We start from the raw sequence: 17901 nt of genomic DNA on the forward strand, positions 1-17901 counted from the left end.
CCAACGACATGCGGGGGATTTCGGCGCATCCTGGTGATCGCCGCCGCGGAGGGCGGCCGTCCGGACCTCCGGGATCGGGCCAGGACAACGCGGGGGAGCCCTGGGCCGGTCCGGCCGCTCGCCGTGACGACCGCGCTCCGCGGCGCCGCCGCGCGCCGGTGGCCCCCGCCGCCCGTCACGCCTTCAGCGCCGTTCTCACCGCCGCCACCAGTGCCTGGGCCCTCGGGTCCGCCGTCACCGTCTTGCGGTAGCCGTTCGTGACGTAGCCGAAGGCGATGCCGGACTCGGGGTCGGCGAAGCCGAGCGGGCCGCCTCGGCCGGGGTGGCCGAAAGAGGTCGGGGCCAGCAGCGGGGAGGCGGTGCCGTGGAGCATGTAGCCGAGTCCGAAGCGGGTGTTGATGACGAGGACGCGGTCGGGACCGGAGGACTCCTCGGCGCGGGCCGCGGCCAGGGTCGCCGGGGCGAACAGCCGTACGCCGTCGACCTCTCCGGCGAGCGCCGCGTAGAAGCGGGCCAGGCCGTCCGCCGTGGCGATGCCGTTTGTCGCCGGGAGCGCGGACGCGCGGTACGCGGGGTCGTTCTGGTCGGGGAACGGGGTGATCGCGGCGAACGCGCGACGCGTGAGGGAGTCGGGGTCGTCGTAGGCCTCGGTGACCGACCGCTTGGCGCGGACCCGGAGGCCGCCGGTGGGCTCGGGAGCCGACTCCAGGCGTCCGGCGCGGCCGACCCGGCCCGTCGCCGCCACCGAGTCCGGCAGGCCCAGCCACAGGTCCCCGGCCAGGCCCAGCGGGGCGGCGATGTCGGACGCGATCCACTCGCCGGCGCCCCGGCCGGTCACCCGCCGGACCAGTTCGTCGAGCAGCCAGCCGTAGGTGAGGGGGTGGTAGCCGTGGGCGGTGCCGGGCTCCCAGGCCGGGGCCTGCGCGGCGACGGCCTCCGGGCCCCGGCGCGGGTCCAGCGCCTCGGCGGGGGTGAGGGGGTGGTCGAGGACCGGGAGCCCGGCACGGTGGTTGAGCACGTGCCGCACCAACACTCGGTCCTTGCCCTGCGTCTTGAACTCCGGCCAGTACCGGCCCACCGGCGCGTCGAGGTCCAGTTCCCCGCGCTCGGCCAGCAGCAGCGGTACGGCGGCGGCGACGCCCTTGGTCGCCGAGCGCATGATCTGGGCGGTGTCCCGCTGCCAGGGTTCGGTGCCGTCGACGTCCCGGGTGCCGGCCCACAGGTCGACGACCCTGCGCCCGTGCCGGTACACGACGACCGCCGCGCCCCGCTCGCCGAGCGCCTCGAAGTTGCGTACGAACGCGGCCCTGACCGGCTCGAAGCCCTCGGCGACCATGCCGTTCACGTCCACGTCGGCGCTCCCTGTCCGTTCACCCGCCGTACTGCCGTACTCGCCACGACGAACTCGCCACGACGACGGGTGCAACGTACACGCGCGGCCCCGGATTCCTCCGGCCGGGGCCGGGCCTGCCGGGTGGGTCGCCTCAGCCCAGCACGATCGTGACGTCGATGTTGTCGCGGGTCGCGTTCGAGTACGGGCAGACCTGGTGAGCCGCGTCGACGAGCTTGGCCGCGATCTCCTGGTCGATGATCGGGAGGGAGACGCTGAGGGCGACGGCGAGGCCGTAACCGCGCTGCTGGTTGGGGCCGATGCCGACCTTCGCGGCGACGGTGGAGCCGGTGAGGTCGTAGCCCGCGCGGCGGCCGACGAGGACCAGCGCGTTGTGGAAGCAGGAGCTGTACCCGGCGGCGAACAACTGCTCGGGGTTGGTGCCGTCGCCGTCGCCGCCCATCGCCGGGGGCATGGCGACCTTGAGGTCGATCTGGCCGTCCTGACTGCTGATGTAGCCGTCCCGACCGCCGTGCGCGGTGGCCTCGGCGACGTACATGATCTTCGTCGGGCGGGTGTCGGTGCGGGTGTCGGGACGCGTATCGGAACGGGTCTCCACCGCGGTGTCGTCAGTCATTCCCTTGGCCTCCCCCGGGACGAGCGCGTGGCCTCCCCAGGACAGGCGCGCACGAATACATCGTGCACAAGGTACCGGTCGGTAGGGGACAGCGGTTACCAGGGGGTAGTAACCATGGGTAACACAAGGTCACCTTCGGCCGCGCTCAACGGCCCGCCGCGGGCGCGCTCAGCGGCCCGCCGCCTTGGTCGCCCGCGCCGTCAGCTGCCACAGCTCCTCACGCAGCCGGGCCACTTCGGGGCCGTGCAGGCCGGTCGTGGCGGCGAGGGTGGCGGGGACGGCGGCCGCGCGGTCGCGGAGCTGTTCACCGCGGCCGGTGAGGGCGATCCGCACCGAGCGCTCGTCGCGCGGCGACCGCTCCCGACGCAGCAGTCCGGCCGCCTCCAGCCGCTTCAGCAACGGCGAGACCGTGCCGTAGTCGAGCCGCAGGGTGCCCGCCAGCTCCTTGACGCTGGTCTCGCCGTGCTCCCAGAGGGAGAGCATGACCAGGTACTGCGGGTAGGTCAGGCCGAGTTCGTCGAGCAGCGGGCGGTACGCGGCGGTGACCGCGCGCTGGGCCGCGTAGAGCGCGAAGCACAACTGCTCGTCTAGGAGCAGTGAGCCATGCCGGGGCGCATCCGCTTGGTCTGTCACAGGGTCCATTGTCGCGGACGCCGTTTTCGTCCGCGGGTCCGGTGGGGTCGCTCGCGCAGTTCCCCGCGCCCCTGAAAGCGTCAGGCGCTGCGGGCCTGAAAGCACGGGGCGCAGCCCCTGCTTTTCAGGGGCGCGGGGAACTGCGCGAGAAGCCCCACGCACCCGCACCCGCACCCGCACCCGCACCCGCACCCGACGACGCACCCCGAACCCCCGACCGCCGCCCCTACCCCACCCGCACCGACCGTGGATCGAACCCGAACGGCAGTTCCAGCCGATGCGCACGCATCAGCGCGTCGTCGACGAGGAGTTCCCCCGTCGGACCGTCCGCCGCGATCACCCCCTCGCTGAGGATCAGCGACCGCGGGCACAGTTCGAGCGCGTACGGCAGATCGTGCGTGACCATGAGGACTGTGACGTCCAACGACCGCAGGATGTCGGCCAGTTCGCGCCGCGACGCCGGGTCGAGGTTGGAGGACGGCTCGTCGAGGACAAGGATCTCCGGCTCCATGGCGAGCACCGTCGCCACGGCCACCCGCCGCCGCTGCCCGAAGGACAGGTGGTGCGGCGGCCGTTGCTTGAACTCCGCCATGCCGACCTGTTCGAGGGCCCGGTCCACCCGGGCCTCCAGCTCGGCCCCCGCCATGCCCGCCGCCGCCGGCCCGAAGGCCACGTCCTCCCGCACGGTCGGCATGAAGAGCTGGTCGTCGGGGTCCTGGAAGACGATGCCGACCTTCCGCCGGATCTCGGCCATGTGCCGCTTGCCGACGGGCATCCCGGCGACGGTCACCGTGCCCGCGCCCCCGGTGAGGATGCCGTTGAGGTGCAGCACGAGGGTGGTCTTGCCGGCCCCGTTCGGCCCGAGCAGCGCGACGCGTTCGCCGCGTCCGACGGTGAAGTCGACCCCGAACAGGGCCTGATGGCCGTCCGGGTAGGCGAAGGCGAGCCCGGCGACTTCGAGGGACGGGGGCACTTCGAGGGATGGGGGCACGGAGTTCTCGGACGCGGTCACAGGCTCCATCCCAGCAGACAGACGACGAGCGCGGCGACCGGGAGGGCGAAGGCGTACGACCACTGCGCCCGGGACGCGGTCACCTCGTCGATGACGGGCATGGTGCCCGCGTACCCCCGGCTGACCATGGCCAGATGGACCCGCTCGCCCCGTTCGTAGGAGCGGATGAACAGCGCCCCGGCCGTCTTGGCGAGCACTCCCCAGTGCCGTACGCCGCTCGCCTCGAAGCCGCGTGACTCGCGCGCGATCCGCATGCGCCGCAATTCGTCGGTGATCACATCGCCGTAGCGGATCATGAAGGACGCGATCTGGACGAGCAGCGGCGGGAGTTTGAGGCGTTGCAGGCCGAGCAGCAGCTCGCGGAGTTCGGTGGTGGAGGCGAGGAGGACGGAGGCGGCGACGCCCAGCGTCCCCTTCGCGAGGACGTTCCAGGCGCCCCACAGTCCACTGACGCTCAGCGACATCCCGAGGACCTCGACGCGCTCGCCCTGCGCCACGAACGGCATCAGCACGGCGAACGCGACGAACGGGACCTCGATCAGCAGCCGCCGGAGCAGGAACCCGGCGGGCACGCGGGCCACGTACGCGACCACGCCCAACAGCACGGCGTACAGCCCGAACGCCCACATCGCCTCCCGGGGCGTCGACACCACGACGACCACGAAGGCGAAGACGGCCGCGAGTTTGGTGTGCGGCGGCAGGGCGTGCACGGGCGAGTGCGCGTGCCGGTAGAGCTTGTGGACGTGGCCGGCGCCCATGTCAGGCGTTCTCGGGCACGGAGGTCGGGGACGCGGCGTCGTCCTCTCCGGCGCGCCGCTTGCGGACGGCCCAGAAGATCCCCGTGCCGGCGACGACGGTGACGCCGACCCCGATCACGCCCGCGAGGCCACCGGCGAGACGGGCGTCGGAGAGGCCCTCGACGCCGTAGTCGGCGAGCGGGGAGTCGGCGGCGGCATGGTCCTCGACCTTGGCGTCGAAGCCCTTGTCGGCGGCGACCTTCTCCAGACCGTCGGGGTCGGCGGAGGCGTAGAAGCTGACGACTCCGGCGAGGAGGAGCGAGACGCCGAGGCCGGCGAGGATCACCTTGCGGGTCGAGTGGGCCGCGGCGGGCGGGCCGGCCGGCTGGGTGGCGGGGGCGGTGGCGGGCGCGTCCACCAGCTCGCCGTTCACCCGGAGCTTGAGCGGGGCGGTCAGGCCCCGGGCGCCGTGCACGAGGTCGGGGCGTACGGCGACGACCGCGCCGACCGTGGCGGCGGTGATCGCGGCCTCACCGATGCCGATGAGGGTGTGGACGCCGACCATCGCGGTGAGGACCGAGCCGATCGGTACGTCCGTGGTGCCGCCGATCGCGTAGACGAGGGTGAAGGCGGCGGCCGAGGCGGGCACGGAGATCAGCGCGGCGACGAAGGCGGAGGCGGTGATCGAGCGCCTCGTCCTGGGCAGGATCCTGACCAGCGCGCGGAAGACGGCGTAACCGACGACGGAGGTGACCACCCCCATGATCGTGATGTTCACGCCGAGGGCGGTGAGACCGCCGTCCGCGAAGAGGATGCCCTGCATGAGGAGCACCACGGACACACAGAGGACCCCGGTATAGGGGCCCACGAGTATCGCGGCCAGGGCCCCGCCGAGCAGATGTCCGCTCGTCCCGGCCGCGACGGGGAAGTTCAGCATCTGCACCGCGAAGATGAACGCGGCGACGAGCCCGGCGAGGGGCGCCGTCCGCTCGTCCAGCTCACGCCGGGCACCACGCAGACTCACGGCGACCGCACCGGCGGCGACGACTCCGGCGACCGCCGAGACGGGGGCGTTGATGAATCCGTCGGGGACATGCATACGAGGGCTCGCTCTCCTGGTGGGGGCCGGGCCACCGAGTGGGGACGCGCTGGCTGGAACCTTACGATGATAGAGCCTTATTGCGACCCTCTTGCAAGAGCGCCGACCTACCTATTAGCCAAGGGGTCGCCGGATGCCGTGGCTCACCGGTGGCTCTTACAGGCACCTTGCAGCGCCCTTCCAGGACTTCCGGGAGCGCGCGGCCGAAAATATGCGACATTGGAGAGGCAGTGGACAGCGGATTCACAGCTTCTGCTTGTGTCACTCAGCGTGAGGAGCCGTTCGATGTCCGTCACCGTCGAGCAGTACGCCCGGGCCCATGTCGTCACGGACTCCCCCGAGGACCGGGACACCGTGCCGGTCCTTCTCCGCTACGACCCCGACACCGATGCCTCGGCCGTACGCGTACGGCTCCCCGGCCCCGACGAGTGGTCCTTCTCCCGTGAGCTCCTCGAACGTGGTCTGCGCACCCCGACCACCTCGGGCCCCGTGAGCATCTGGCCCTGCGGCCGGGTCCAGGCCGTCATGGAGTTCCACTCCGCCAAGGGGGAGGTGGCGGTGATGCAGTTCGACACCAAGGCGCTGATCCGCTTCCTGCGGCGGACGTACACGGCGACGCCGGTGCCGCACTGACGCGAAGCGTCCGGGGCGCCCCCGGGGGTATGCATGACGGCGACCGACACGGAGGCCCGGGTCGCCGAGGCATGGGGGACACATGACAGCGCGGATGGACGACGCCACCGGTACGGGGAGCACGACGGCGCCCGGTGAGGGGCTGGCGTCGGCGCCCGGTGAGGGGCTCGCATCGGCCCCGGGTGAGGGGCTCGCGTCGGCGCCCGGTGAGGGCCTCGCGCCGCCGTACGCACTCGCCGCGCTGTGGGTGGTGCGGCACGGGCAGAGCACGGCGAACGTGGCCTACGACGAGGCCGAGCGGACGGGGTCGACGGTGCCCCTCCCAGGCCGCGGCGCGGACGTCCCCCTCTCCGACCTGGGCCGCACGCAGGCCGTGGCGCTGGGTGGATGGCTGGCGGGGTTGCCCGGTCCCGTGGGCCCGGATCTGGTGGTGTGTTCGCCGTACGCGCGGGCGCGGCAGACGTGGGAGGTGATGGCGGGGCATCCCGGTGTGGTCCCGCCCCCGCTGCTGGTCGACGAGCGGCTGCGGGACCGGGAGATGGGGATGTTCGAGATGCACCCGCCGGCCGCGTTGCGGGCCCGCGCACCGGAGGAGGCGGCCCGGCGGGCCCAGGTCGGCGAGTGGTTCTACCGCCCGCCGGGCGGTGAGGCGCTGGCCGATGTGGTGCTGCGGATACGGGACTTCGTGGGCGAGCTGGACCGTGTCGCGCCCGGCCGCCGTGTCCTCCTGATCGCCCACGACGCGATCGCCGTCGCCGTACGCCTCGTGTGCGCGGGGCTCGGCGCGACGGCCCCCGACCGGTTGCCGCCCGTCCCCAACGCCTCGGTCTCGCGGTGGGAGAACGACGGGCGGCGGTTGCGGCTGGCGCGGTGGGGCGACACGACACACCTCGCCCCGCCGGAACCGGCCGGCTCCCCGACCACGCCGCCTACACCGCCACGGTGAGCGTGGCCGTGTAGCCCTTGTCGGTGCTGCCCTCGACGGTGGCGAGCTGCTGGTCGTAGCCGTCTCTGAAGATCATGTCGGTCTCCAGGGAGAGTTCGCCGAGGTTCTGGACGCTGTCGCCGTAGCCGTCCGTCGCGTACACGGTGTCGCAGACGTCCTTGGGGAAGGCGAGCTGCGAGGTGACGGCGATGTCCCGGGTGGCGGTGGCGTCGTCGAGGCTGTCGTAGACCTCGAAGTGGATGTGGGGCCAGCGGCCGGGGTAGCAGCCGGGGAAGATCGAGGTGAAGGTGAGCCGGCCCTCGGCGTCGGTCTCCTGGACGCCGCGCAGGTAGTTCTCCTCGGTGACGCCGTCGGAGTAGAGCGAGTACCTGCCCTCCCGGTCGCAGTGCCACAGGTAGACGGCCGCGCCCTTCTTCGGGGCGTCGCAGCCGGAGGACTGGTCGACGACCGTCAGCGTGATCGTCAGCGGGATGCCTTCGGCGACACCGCTGGAGGAGCCGAAGCTCCTGGTGAGGTCGCGCCGGACGACTCCGCTGTCCTCGAGGACGTTCGGTCCGTTCGAGCCGTCACCGGGGTACGGGCCGGCCGTCTCGCTGGGGATGACCTCGCAGTCGGCGCCGGAGGTGCCGGACGACGAGGAGGACGAGGACGAGCCGGCGGAGGCCGGGTCCGAGGCGGAGCCGCTGCCGGAGTCGTCCGAGGAACAGGCCGCCACCAGCGGGACCATGCTCGCGCCGGCCAGCAGTCTGATCATGCGACGGCGGGCGAACACGGGCAGGTCGTACGAGAGCCCTCTGTCCAACTCGTCGTCGTGGTGGTGGTCGTGGCCATGCCCGTGCCCGTGCGCCTGACCGCCACCGCTCTTGGATGCTGTGCTCATCTACGGAACCGCGCTTTCCGAATGTTCCCGTCATGGAATGCGCGTGATGCTATGAGCACTTCCTGTGCGATTCCCAGGCCTTCCCCATGACGTGGGCGTCGGGGCGCGTCACAGCGCCACCGCCGACAGCACCACGAACGCGAACAGCACGACGGGCGTCACGATCATCGTGGCCAGGTGGACGACCCACGTCCGCGTCATCCGCAACACCGGGAACAGGACCAGCCCACCCAGGAACCAGCACCCGTAGATCCGGCCCGCGAGCTGCCCGGCCTCGGTCTCCTCGGCCCGGGTGGTGGGCTCCACGAACAGCGCGCCGATGGCGACCAGGAGCAGCACACAGCACAGCACGACGTTCCCGGCGCCGACACCGACGGCGACTCGCCGGTCCGCACGGCCCCCTGACCGGACTCCGAAGGAGCTCACGCTCTCCCCACCACTGGCTCGACGTCCACCTCTGCCTCCCTGGTCGCAAGCCCCTTCCTCAGCCTCCTCGGCGTCGGCGACGCTCCTTGACCAGGTGCACGGCCCAGCCGCCGACCACGATGAACGCGGCGTAGACCGCGCACTGGACCCAGGTGAAGGGCGGGTCCCGCAGTCGGCCGACGAGCCAGAGCAGTACGAGGCAGACGGTCCAGTGGCTGAGCCAGAGCAGGCCCTCCAGCCAGACCGGCAGGGTGTCCGCGTCCCGGACGAGCGGCCGGGGAGCGTCCCAGCGGAAGCCTCCGGCACGGACGTAGTGGGCCTGGCGGCGGCGTTCGAAGCGGCAGACGAGCCAGATGAACAGGCCTCCGCACAGACCGACCGCCACCACCCTCAGCAGCCGCGCCGGATCGTGGAACGCGGCGAGCGCCCACCCGACCAGGCCGCCCAGCAGCACGCCGAAGACCACTCCGGCCGCCACCGGATGCCGGGCCAGGAACACCTGCGCCCTCGGGGGCGGCTCCGCCCCACCGTGGCGCCGGTCGAACCTCAGGAACGCCTGCCGCAGCCTCTCCGACCATCCCGCCACCCCCGCCCCATCCCCTCGTGCTTCGCCGGTAGCCACTGTCGTGGGCTGTCGTCGCGTGATCAGCTTGGCGGGTGGAGACCATCATCGCCAGTGCCATGGCCGTGCTCGGGACGCTGCTCGGGTCGGGGCTGACGCTCGCCCATCAACAGCGCGCCACCGACCGGACCCACGAGTTCACCCGTCGCGAGAAGCTCCGTCAGGAACGTCTCGACGCCTACTCCGTGTACGCCGGCGCGCTGATCAACTACCGCCGCGCCCTGGTCCACCTGTGGTTCTGCGAGCACGAACAGCCCCCGCCCGAGGACCCCGACACGGTCCGCGTCCGCGCGTACGACCTGCGGTCCGCCGCGCAGGAGGCCCTGTTCCGCGTACAGATGCTCACGGCCGACGAGGAACTGAGCCGGGCCGCCGAGACCGTACTCGCCGAGGTCACCGCCGTCCTCAAGACCGACAGCAAGCCGGAGTTCGTCGAGCGCCGGGTGCGGACCCGGGACGGCATCGCCCACCTCATCAACACCGCCAAGCAGCACCTCTAGGCGACGACGGCCCCCGCGCCCCGGCCCCTCACGCCCCCACCGTCCCGTCCACCCCCTCCCGCAGGAAGTCCGCGTGGCCGTTGTGGCGGCCGTACTCCAGCAGGACGTGGACCATGACCATGCGGAGCGAGACGTCCTCGCCCCAGCGCGGCTGGTGGCCGACGAGGTCCAGTGACTCCGCCTCCCGTTCGATCCGCCGCGAGGTCTCCACCTCCGCCTCCCACGCCCCGAACGCCTCCGCCCGCGTCGAGGCGCTCGCGTCGTACGCCGCCTGGAAGTCGATCTCCTTCGACCACACCATCGGCGCGTCGTGATCCTCGAACACCCGGCGGAACCACGCCCGTTCCACCTCGGCCATGTGCCGTACGAGGCCCAGCAGGGTCAGCGTGGACGGCGGCATCGACCGCCGCCGCAGCTCCTCGTCCGTCAGCCCCGCGCACTTCATGGCGAGTGTCGCGCGGTGATAGTCGAGAAAGGCCCGGAGCGTCTCACGCTCGGTGCCGCGATGCGGCGGCCCGACGCGGTCGTCACGGGTTCCCTGGGGTGTGCTGCTGATCTGTGCGGTCCGCTCGGTCCGCTCGGTCCGCTCGGTCAGTTCGGTCTGTTCCGTCTCTTCGGTCACACCGTCATGGTTACCCCGGCACGCGAGAGCCGGTGAGGGCGCCCGTCCCCACGGGCCCTCACCGGCGGTCCTCGCCGCGCGTCAGACGCGTACCAGCGGCTTGTCCTCGTCCTTGTCCTCGTCGTCCTCGGCCGACGTCCTCGCCGCGTCGTCGTGCGCCCGCAGGCCCTCGCCCTCGACGTCGACGTTGGGCAGCGCGCGGTCGAGCCACTTCGGCAGCCACCAGGCCTTCTCGCCCAGGAGGGCGAGGACGGCCGGGACGATGGCCATGCGGACCACGAACGCGTCGAAGAAGACGGCGATGGCGAGCCCGAAGCCGATCATCTTGATCATCGACTCGCCGGAGCCGATGAAGCCGGCGAAGACGGCCATCATGATCGCCGCGGCGGCCGCGACCACCCGGGCGCTGTACTTGAAGCCGGTCACCACGGCCTGGTGCGGGTTCTCGCCGTGGACGTACGCCTCACGCATCCGGGTCACGAGGAACACCTCGTAGTCCATCGCCAGACCGAAGACGACACCCACCATGAAGATCGGCATCATCGACATGATCGGGCCGGTCTCCTCGACCCCGATGAGCCCCGCCAGCCAGCCCCACTGGAAGACCGCGACCACGGCGCCGAGCGCGGCCAGCACGCTGAGCAGGAAGCCGAGGGCCGCCTTCAGCGGCACCAGGATCGACCGGAAGATCACGATCAGCAGGAGGAAGGCGAGCCCCACCACCAGCGCCAGATACGGGATCAGCGCGTCGGTGAGCTTCTGCGAGAAGTCGATGTTCATCGCGGTGGCACCGGTGACCAGCACCTTCGCGTCCGTGTCGGCCGCCACGCCGGCGCCCGCGTCACGGATGGCGTGCACCAGGTCCTCGGTCTGTGTCGAGGACGGCTTGGACTCCGGGATCACCGTGATCATCGCGGTGTCACCGGCCTTGTTGAACGTCGCCGGGGTCACCGTGACGACGTCCTTGAGCCCCTTGATCTCGTCGGTCACCGCGGTGGCGGCCTCCTTCGGCGACGCGCTGTCCTCGGCGTCGACGACGACCATCAGGGGGCCGTTGAAACCGGGCCCGAAGCCCTCGGAGAGCAGGTCGTACGCCCGGCGCTGCGTGGTGGACGTCGGCTGCGAACCGTCGTCGGGCAGGCCGAGTTCGAGCCGGGTGGCGGGGAGCGCGACCGCGCCGAGGCCGACCACGCCGAGCAGCAGCACGGCGACCGGACGACGGACGACGAAGCTCGCCCAGCGGGTGCCCAGGCTGGGCTTGCTCGCGACGGCCCCCTTGGCGGAGCCGGCCCCTTCCGTGTGCTCCCCGGCGGAGCCGTTCGCGGGTCCCTCGGCGGAGGCGTTGGCGGAGCCCTTCCCCTTGCGGCGCCCCAGCAGCCCGCCCTTCTCGCCGGTCGGCCGGACCTTGCGGCCCGCGTAGCCGAGCAGCGCCGGGATCATGGTGAGGGCGATGAGGACCGCGATGACGACCGTGCCGGCCGCCGCGAGACCCATCTTGGTCAGCATCGGGACGTTGACGACCGCGAGGCCGGCCAGCGCGATCACGACGGTGAGGCCCGCGAAGACCACCGCCGACCCGGCGGTGCCGACGGCCCGGCCGACCGCGTCCTCGCGCTCACGCCCCTCGGCCAGTTCGGACCGGTAGCGGGAGACGATGAACAGCGCGTAGTCGATCCCGACCGCGAGCCCGATCATCAGGGCGAGCGTCGAGGTGGTGTCGCCGAGGTCGAGCGCGCTCGCGAGGGCGGTGATGGTGGAGACACCGATACCGACGCCGATGATCGCCGTCAGCAGCGGCAGCCCGGCCGCGACGAGCGAGCCCAGGGTGATGACGAGGACGACGGCGGCGATGGCCAGGCCGATGATCTCACCGGCGACGGCCGTCTCGGGCTCGGCCTGGAGGGCGTCGCCGCCCATCTCGACGGTCAGCCCGGCGTCCTGCGCCTTGTGCGCGGTGGCCTCCAGCGCCTCCCTGGAGGAGTCCTTCAGCTCCATGGCCGGGACCTTGTACGTCACCGAGGCGTAGGCGATCGTCCCGTCCCGGCTGACCGCCCTGGTGGTGAACGGGTCGCTGACGGAGACCACCTCGGAGCCGTCGCCCAGCTCCGCGACGGTCTTCTCGACGATCGCCTTGTTGGCGGCGTCGGCCATCTTCTCGCCCTCGGGCGCCTTGAAGACGACCCGGGCGGTGGCACCGTCGGCGCTCATCCCGGGGTAGCGCTGTTCCAGCAGGTCGAAGGCCTTCTGGGCCTCGGTGCCGGGGATGGAGAAGGAGGACGAGCCCGCGGCGGGCGCGGAGGCGGCACCGACGCCCGCGAGCGTCAGCAGGGCCACCCAGATCAGGGCTGCGAAGTGTCGTCGCCGGAAGGCGAGTCGACCGAGTTTGTAGAGGAATGTGGCCACGGGGGCGTACTCCCGTTCAGGTCGTGGAGGTGCAGGAGGGCAGGACGGATCAGCCCGTGCCGTGGGGAGGAAGGAGGCAGGGCGGGGTGGGGCACGGTGGGGCAGGGGTGATCAGCCCGACGACTTGAGCGGTGGGTCGGACGGGGTTCGTGCCGAACTACGGGGATCTAGCGGGTGGTTGACACGCCGAGGGAGGGGAGCACCACGGCGTCGAGGTACGTCCGGAGGAAGCTCTGCGTGGGCGGCCGGTCCTCGATCATGCCCCGCGCGACGAAGGCGCCCACGAACATGTGCACCACGTAGTCGATGGCGGGGTTGTCCGGACGGACCTCGCCCCGGTCGACGGCGCGCTGCACCACACGGCGGAGCTCCAGCATCTCCGGCTCGATGATCAGTTCACGGAAGGCCTTCAGCAGGTCGGGGTTTCCGTGCACCGCCATGGCCAGACCCCGCATCAGCGCGTTGTTCTGTTCCATGGTGCAGTCATCGGTGGTCATCACCAGGGCGTGCAGGTCACCCCGCAGGGATCCGGTGTCGACCGAGCCGATGTCGGAGTGCGGCTTGTTGTGCCGCATCGCCCGCGCGACCAGCTCGGCCTTGCCGCCCCACTGGCGGTAGAGGGTGGCCTTGCTGGACCGGGTGCGGGCGGCCACGGCGTCCATGGTGAGGGCGTCGTAGCCGACCTCCCGGAGCAGGTCGAGGACGGCCGCGTAGAGCTCGGCCTCGCGCTCGGGCGTGATCCGACTGCGGCGCGCCGTCGCGGTCTCAGTCATCCCACTCCCCTTGCTGCGGTTGCGCGTTCGAGGCGCCAAGGCTACCGGCCGTGCGACACGGCACGCATGACACCGGCCGGACACCCGCTCCCGAACGAAACGGTTTCGTACGCTTAACGATAGCGCGAGACCCGAAGAAAACGAAACCGTTTCGTTCGTGCGCTGGGTCACGCGGCCGGCGACGCGACGGACAGGCGGTCGGCCACGCGGTGGCACGGGGTCCGGCCACGCGCGGTCAGCCCACGGTCGGCACACGCGGAGGGCACACGCGGTGGGCACACCGGCGGCCAAGCGGTCGGCCGCGCGGGGCGCACACGGTCGGTCAAGCGGTCCGCCACGCGGTGGGCACACGACCGGCCACGCAGTTGGCACACAGGCGGCCACGCGGTGGGCACACGGCCCGGTCAAGCAGTCGTCACACGGGCGGCGACGCAGTCGCCCACGCCGTGCGCACACGGTCGCCGGTGAAGCGGTCGCTCACGCGCCGGGTCGCGGGGCCGGTCATCCCGTCGGCCATCCAGTCGAGCACCCACCGCACACGGGGGCGAGGGTCGGCCCATCCGGTCGACCACCCACGGGTCGCCCGGCCGACCACCCACCGGCCACCCGGCCAGCCACCCACGGGTCACCCGGCCGATCTACTCATCAGTCACCAGCCGATCACCCGTCGATCACCCGGCCGCCGCCCCGTCGATCACCCCGTCGCCCCCCGGCCCCAGGCGCCGAGCGTAGAAGTTGCCGGTGCCCCCCGGTCGGAAAAACATGGGTAGGTGAGCGACAGTTACGAGCAAGGAACGGGCCGGGACTCCGGCTACCTCCGCCACCCCCACCTCAGCGGCGACCACCTCTGCTTCGTCGCCGAGGACGACCTGTGGCTGGCCCCGCTCGACGGCTCGGACCGCGCCTGGCGGCTCACCGTCGACCGTACGAAGGTCGCCACCCCGCGCTTCTCGCCCGACGGCCGGCACATCGCGTACACGAGCTGGCGAAGCATCCTCCCGGAGATCCACCTGACCCCGGTGGACGGCGGCGCCCCCGCGCGCCGGCTCACCCACTGGGGCAGCCCCGACACCGAGGTCCGCGGCTGGACGCCCCCGGACCGGGAGGGCCGCTCGGACATCCTGGCCGTCGCCTCCCACGGCGAGCCGTTCTCGTACTTCACGTGGGCCTACAAGGTCCGCCCCGACGGCGACCCCGGCCGCAAACTGCCCTGGGGCCCGGTCTCCGACATCCAGTCCGCCGAGATCGACGGCGAGCGCCGCACCCTGCTGCTCACCGGCACGCCCCCGCACGAACCGGCCTCCTGGAAGCGCTACCGGGGCGGCGCCACGGGCCGCCTCTGGCTGCACGGCGAGCGGCTGCTGGCCGACCTCGACGGCCATCTGCACTCGCCCATGTTCGTCGGCGGCCGGATCGCCTTCCTCTCCGACCACGAGGGCGTCGGCAACCTGTACTCCTGCGCCTACGACGGCTCCGACCTGCGCCGTCACACCGACCACGACGCGTTCTACGCCCGGCACGCGGCCAGCGACGGCACGCGGGTGGTGTACCAGTGCGCGGGCGAGGTGTGGCTCGTCGACGACCTCGCCGCCGACGCCGTCCCGCGCCGCCTCGACGTACGGCTCGGCGGCGCGCGCACCGGACGGCGGCCGTACCAGGTGCCGGCCGCCCAGCACGTCGACGGCATCTCCGTGGACGACACCGGCCGGGCGAGCGCGGTCGTCGTACGCGGCAGCCTCTACTGGCTGACCCACCGCGACGGCCCCGCCCGCACCATCGCCGACACCCCGGGCGTCCGCGTCCGGCTGCCGGAGATGCTGGGCTCCAGCGGCCAGGTGGCGTACGTGACGGACGCGGACGGCGAGGACGCGATCGAGATCGCCCACCTCCCCCGGGCCACCGGCGCGCGCGAGCCCCGCCGCCTCGCCTCCGGCGAGCTGGGCCGCGTCCTGGAGCTCGTGTCCGACCCGCGCGGCGAACGTCTCGCCGTCGCCTCGCACGACGGCCGCGTCCTCCTGCTGACCGTGCCCGACAAGGCCGCCGCGGCCGCGGAGACCGAGGAGTCGGACGGCGAGGTCACCGAACTCATCACCTCCCTCAACGGCCCCGTCCGCGACCTCGCCTTCTCCCCCGACGGCGCCTGGCTGACCTGGTCCCACCCCGGCATCGGCCGCAGCCTGCGCCAGATCAAGATGGCCCGGATGAAGGACCGGACGGTCGTCGACGTCACCAACGGCCGCTTCGAGGACGAGAACCCGGTGTTCACGAGCGACGGCCGCTACCTCGCCTTCCTGTCCTGGCGCGGCTTCGACCCGGTGTACGACGTGCACACCGGCGACCTGTCCTTCCCGCTCGGCTGCCGCCCCTACCTGGTCCCGCTCTCCTCCGCCACGCCCTCCCCCTTCGCCCTGAACCCGGACGGCCGCCCGGTCGCCGGGGGCATGGACCCGACCGAGGACGAGGGCTCCGACGGCACGGTGACCGTGGAGACGGAGGGCCTGGCGAACCGTGTCACGCCGTTCCCGGTCACCGCCTCGAAGTACTCGGCGCTGTACCCGGTCGCGGGCGGCGGCCTGGTCTGGCTGCGCTGGCCGATCTCGGGCGCCCTGGGCGAGACCTTCGCCAACCCGGACGACATGACCGGGCGCCCGACCCTCGAATACTTCAACATCAGCAGGGCGAAGAAGTCCGAACTCGTCGACCACCTGGACTGGTTCGCGGTCAGCGGCGACGGCTCACGGCTCGTCGTCGTGGACGAGGGCGACCTGCGGGCCGTACCCGCCACCGAGTTGGGCGACAGCGACACGACGGTCTGGATCGACCTGCGGCGCATCCCGCACGAGGTCGACCCGGGCGCCGAGTGGCGCCAGTCGTACGAGGAGGCCGGCCGGCTGATCCGCGCGTACTTCTGGGACCCGAGGATGAGCGGCATCGACTGGGACGGGGTCCTCGCCCAGTACCGCCCGCTGGTCGAACGGGTCGCCTCCCCCGACGAGTTCGCCGACCTCCTGCGGGAGGTGCTCGGCGAACTCGGCACCTCCCACGCCTATGTCTCCCCGTCGCGCCGCAACGAGGGCCCGCCCCACTACCAGCGCCGCCAGGGCTTCCTGGGCGCCAACTTCGTCCGCCGGGGCGACGACTGGACGATCCGCCGCATCCTGCCCGGCGACTCCTCCGACTCCAAGGCGCGCTCGCCCCTGGCCGGCACCGGCATCCGGGAGGGCGCGGCGCTCACCCACGTCGACGGCCGTCCGGTGGACCCGACGACGGGCCCGTACCCCCTGCTGGCGGGCGCGGGCGGCACGACGGTCGAGCTGACCTTCGCGCACCACTCCCCCGACGGCCCCACCGACACGTCCGACAACTCCGACACCTCCGACACCGAGGGGGAGGAGCGCCCCCGCCGGGTCGCCGTGGTCCCCCTCATCGACGAACGCCCCCTGCGCTACCAGGACTGGGTCGCCAAACGCCGTGAGGTCGTACGGGAGTTGAGCGGCGGCCACTGCGGCTATCTGCACATCCCGGACATGGGCGGTTCCGGCTGGGCCCAGTTCAACCGCGACCTGCGCCTGGAGGTCTCCCGGCCCGCCCTGATCGTCGACGTGCGCGGCAACGCGGGCGGCCACATCAGCGAACTGGTGGTGGAGAAGCTGACCCGCACCATCCTGGGGTGGGACCTGACGAGGAACGCGCAGCCGGTGTCGTACGCGTCGAGCGCCCCGCGCGGTCCCGTCGTCGCCCTGGCCGACGAGGCGACCTCCTCCGACGGCGACATGATCACCGCCGCGTTCAAGCTGCTGCAGCTCGGCCCCGTCGTGGGGCAGCGCACCTGGGGCGGCGTCGTCGGCATGACCGGCCGCCACCAGCTCGGCGACGGCACGGTCATCACGGTGCCCATGAACGCGGCCTGGTTCGACGCGTACGGCTGGACCGTCGAGAACCGGGGCGTCACCCCGGACCTGGAAACCCTCCGCACCCCCCTGGACTGGGCCGAGGGCCGCAACACCCAACTCGAAGCAGCGGTGACCCTCTCCCTGAACCTCCTGAAGTCCCACCCCCCGGCAACTCCCCCGGACTACACCAACGTCCCGAACAGGGCCCGCCCCCAACTCCCCCCGAGAACAACGTCGTAAAAAGGAACGGCGGCCCGCCCCCAGGAACGGCCCCCAGGAACCCAGGAGCGGCGGCCCGGCCCGGCGGAACGCGAGAACGCGGGGCACCCTCCGGTGAGGGAGGGCACCCCGCGTCGCACACGGACGGGGCCGGGTGCGGGAGTTACACGTCGAAGTCCTGGCGGACGCGGTCTTCCTCGTCCCGCATCAGGCGCTCCGACTCCTCGTCACGCCGTCGCGCACCGCGCTCCGGCTGCCCGTGCTCGCGCTGGGGCCTGCCCTGCTCGCGCTGCGGCTGCCCGTGCTCGCGCTGCGGCTGCCCGTGCTCGCGCTGGGGCTGGCCGTGCTCGCGCTGACCGTGCTGCGGCTGACGCTCGGACGCGCGCTCACCAGGCCGCTGAGCCCGCTGCCGCTCCTCGGGCGACTGCCCGGCCTTCCGCTTCAGCTGCTCAGCCTTGTCCTGGAACTGGTCCTTCATGCCCATGTGGATTCACTCCCGTTTCGGGTGAGGGGATCGGGCCTCGACCAGACAAACA

At 72.2% G+C, this 17901-nt stretch carries 17 protein-coding genes; 4 read left to right on the forward strand and 13 right to left on the reverse strand.

Features of this window, described 5'->3' with window-relative positions:
• Positions 1-175 precede the first annotated feature (175 nt).
• The 6 genes from L3078_RS19190 to L3078_RS19215 all read right to left on the reverse strand — a co-directional run bounded on the left by L3078_RS19190 (position 176) and on the right by L3078_RS19215 (position 5448).
• Complete coding sequence (locus L3078_RS19190) at positions 176-1351, reverse strand: serine hydrolase domain-containing protein (RefSeq protein ID WP_239755113.1); 1176 nt, start codon at positions 1349-1351, stop codon at positions 176-178.
• Between the two features lie 133 nt (positions 1352-1484).
• On the reverse strand, positions 1485-1967 hold the full coding sequence (locus tag L3078_RS19195; protein ID WP_239755114.1) for an organic hydroperoxide resistance protein: 483 nt from the start codon (positions 1965-1967) through the stop codon (positions 1485-1487).
• Between the two features lie 168 nt (positions 1968-2135).
• Positions 2136-2609 (reverse strand): MarR family winged helix-turn-helix transcriptional regulator, encoded by a 474-nt coding sequence (locus L3078_RS19200; RefSeq protein ID WP_239755115.1) that lies wholly within the window; start codon positions 2607-2609, stop codon positions 2136-2138.
• Between the two features lie 217 nt (positions 2610-2826).
• Positions 2827-3621, reverse strand: a complete 795-nt coding sequence (locus L3078_RS19205) for an energy-coupling factor ABC transporter ATP-binding protein (protein ID WP_239755116.1) — start codon at positions 3619-3621, stop codon at positions 2827-2829.
• A complete protein-coding gene (gene cbiQ, locus L3078_RS19210) occupies positions 3609-4370 on the reverse strand; it encodes a cobalt ECF transporter T component CbiQ (RefSeq protein ID WP_239755118.1) in 762 nt (253 codons plus the stop codon). Before cbiQ ends, L3078_RS19205 begins: the two co-directional genes overlap by 13 nt.
• A gap of 1 nt (position 4371) precedes the next feature.
• Positions 4372-5448: an energy-coupling factor ABC transporter permease gene (locus tag L3078_RS19215; RefSeq protein WP_239755119.1), complete on the reverse strand. Its 1077-nt coding sequence runs from the start codon at positions 5446-5448 to the stop codon at positions 4372-4374.
• A gap of 285 nt (positions 5449-5733) precedes the next feature.
• Here L3078_RS19215 and L3078_RS19220 point away from each other — a divergent pair, with 285 nt between their 5' ends.
• Together L3078_RS19220 and L3078_RS19225 are read left to right on the forward strand one after the other, a co-directional pair.
• On the forward strand, positions 5734-6081 hold the full coding sequence (locus L3078_RS19220; protein ID WP_239755121.1) for an SsgA family sporulation/cell division regulator: 348 nt from the start codon (positions 5734-5736) through the stop codon (positions 6079-6081).
• A gap of 247 nt (positions 6082-6328) precedes the next feature.
• Positions 6329-7027, forward strand: coding sequence for a histidine phosphatase family protein (locus L3078_RS19225; RefSeq protein ID WP_239760378.1), 699 nt, complete (start codon positions 6329-6331; stop codon positions 7025-7027).
• Here L3078_RS19225 and L3078_RS19230 read toward each other — a convergent pair.
• The 3 genes from L3078_RS19230 to L3078_RS19240 all read right to left on the reverse strand — a co-directional run bounded on the left by L3078_RS19230 (position 7011) and on the right by L3078_RS19240 (position 8919).
• On the reverse strand, positions 7011-7907 hold the full coding sequence (locus tag L3078_RS19230) for an intradiol ring-cleavage dioxygenase (protein WP_239755123.1): 897 nt from the start codon (positions 7905-7907) through the stop codon (positions 7011-7013). The genes L3078_RS19225 and L3078_RS19230 overlap by 17 nt on opposite strands.
• A gap of 108 nt (positions 7908-8015) precedes the next feature.
• Entirely contained in the window at positions 8016-8333 is a 318-nt protein-coding gene (locus L3078_RS19235; protein ID WP_239755124.1) for a hypothetical protein, read from the reverse strand.
• A 58-nt stretch (positions 8334-8391) separates the two neighbouring features.
• On the reverse strand, positions 8392-8919 hold the full coding sequence (locus tag L3078_RS19240; RefSeq protein WP_239755125.1) for a hypothetical protein: 528 nt from the start codon (positions 8917-8919) through the stop codon (positions 8392-8394).
• A 71-nt stretch (positions 8920-8990) separates the two neighbouring features.
• Between L3078_RS19240 and L3078_RS19245 the strand changes: the two genes are divergently transcribed.
• Positions 8991-9455 (forward strand): hypothetical protein, encoded by a 465-nt coding sequence (locus tag L3078_RS19245; protein ID WP_239755126.1) that lies wholly within the window; start codon positions 8991-8993, stop codon positions 9453-9455.
• A gap of 28 nt (positions 9456-9483) precedes the next feature.
• Here L3078_RS19245 and L3078_RS19250 read toward each other — a convergent pair whose 3' ends face one another.
• From L3078_RS19250 to L3078_RS19260, 3 genes are all read right to left on the reverse strand, one after another.
• Entirely contained in the window at positions 9484-10011 is a 528-nt protein-coding gene (locus tag L3078_RS19250; RefSeq protein WP_239760379.1) for a DinB family protein, read from the reverse strand.
• Between the two features lie 147 nt (positions 10012-10158).
• Positions 10159-12480 (reverse strand): MMPL family transporter, encoded by a 2322-nt coding sequence (locus L3078_RS19255; RefSeq protein WP_239755127.1) that lies wholly within the window; start codon positions 12478-12480, stop codon positions 10159-10161.
• Positions 12481-12647: 167 nt separating this feature from the next.
• A complete protein-coding gene (locus tag L3078_RS19260; protein WP_239755128.1) occupies positions 12648-13253 on the reverse strand; it encodes a TetR/AcrR family transcriptional regulator in 606 nt (201 codons plus the stop codon).
• A gap of 770 nt (positions 13254-14023) precedes the next feature.
• Here L3078_RS19260 and L3078_RS19265 point away from each other — a divergent pair.
• On the forward strand, positions 14024-17386 hold the full coding sequence (locus L3078_RS19265; protein WP_239755129.1) for a S41 family peptidase: 3363 nt from the start codon (positions 14024-14026) through the stop codon (positions 17384-17386).
• Positions 17387-17528: 142 nt separating this feature from the next.
• On the opposite strand, the gene L3078_RS19270 is transcribed toward L3078_RS19265, so the two are convergent.
• Positions 17529-17849, reverse strand: a complete 321-nt coding sequence (locus tag L3078_RS19270) for a hypothetical protein (protein ID WP_239755130.1) — start codon at positions 17847-17849, stop codon at positions 17529-17531.
• Between the last annotated feature and the right edge of the window lie 52 nt (positions 17850-17901).

Source organism: Streptomyces deccanensis (assembly GCF_022385335.1).
Classification (GTDB): Bacteria; Actinomycetota; Actinomycetes; order Streptomycetales; family Streptomycetaceae; genus Streptomyces; species Streptomyces deccanensis.

Bases quoted from the DNA above. Each gene is read 5' to 3' on its own strand.
- L3078_RS19195 (WP_239755114.1), bottom strand. From the start codon at position 1,967: ATGACTGACGACACCGCGGTGGAGACCCGTTCCGATACGCGTCCCGAC.
- L3078_RS19200 (WP_239755115.1), bottom strand. From the start codon at position 2,609: ATGGACCCTGTGACAGACCAAGCGGATGCGCCCCGGCATGGCTCACTG.
- L3078_RS19205 (WP_239755116.1), bottom strand. From the start codon at position 3,621: ATGGAGCCTGTGACCGCGTCCGAGAACTCCGTGCCCCCATCCCTCGAA.
- cbiQ (WP_239755118.1), bottom strand. From the start codon at position 4,370: ATGGGCGCCGGCCACGTCCACAAGCTCTACCGGCACGCGCACTCGCCC.
- L3078_RS19215 (WP_239755119.1), bottom strand. From the start codon at position 5,448: ATGCATGTCCCCGACGGATTCATCAACGCCCCCGTCTCGGCGGTCGCC.
- L3078_RS19220 (WP_239755121.1), top strand. From the start codon at position 5,734: ATGTCCGTCACCGTCGAGCAGTACGCCCGGGCCCATGTCGTCACGGAC.
- L3078_RS19230 (WP_239755123.1), bottom strand. From the start codon at position 7,907: ATGAGCACAGCATCCAAGAGCGGTGGCGGTCAGGCGCACGGGCACGGG.
- L3078_RS19260 (WP_239755128.1), bottom strand. From the start codon at position 13,253: ATGACTGAGACCGCGACGGCGCGCCGCAGTCGGATCACGCCCGAGCGC.
- L3078_RS19270 (WP_239755130.1), bottom strand. From the start codon at position 17,849: ATGGGCATGAAGGACCAGTTCCAGGACAAGGCTGAGCAGCTGAAGCGG.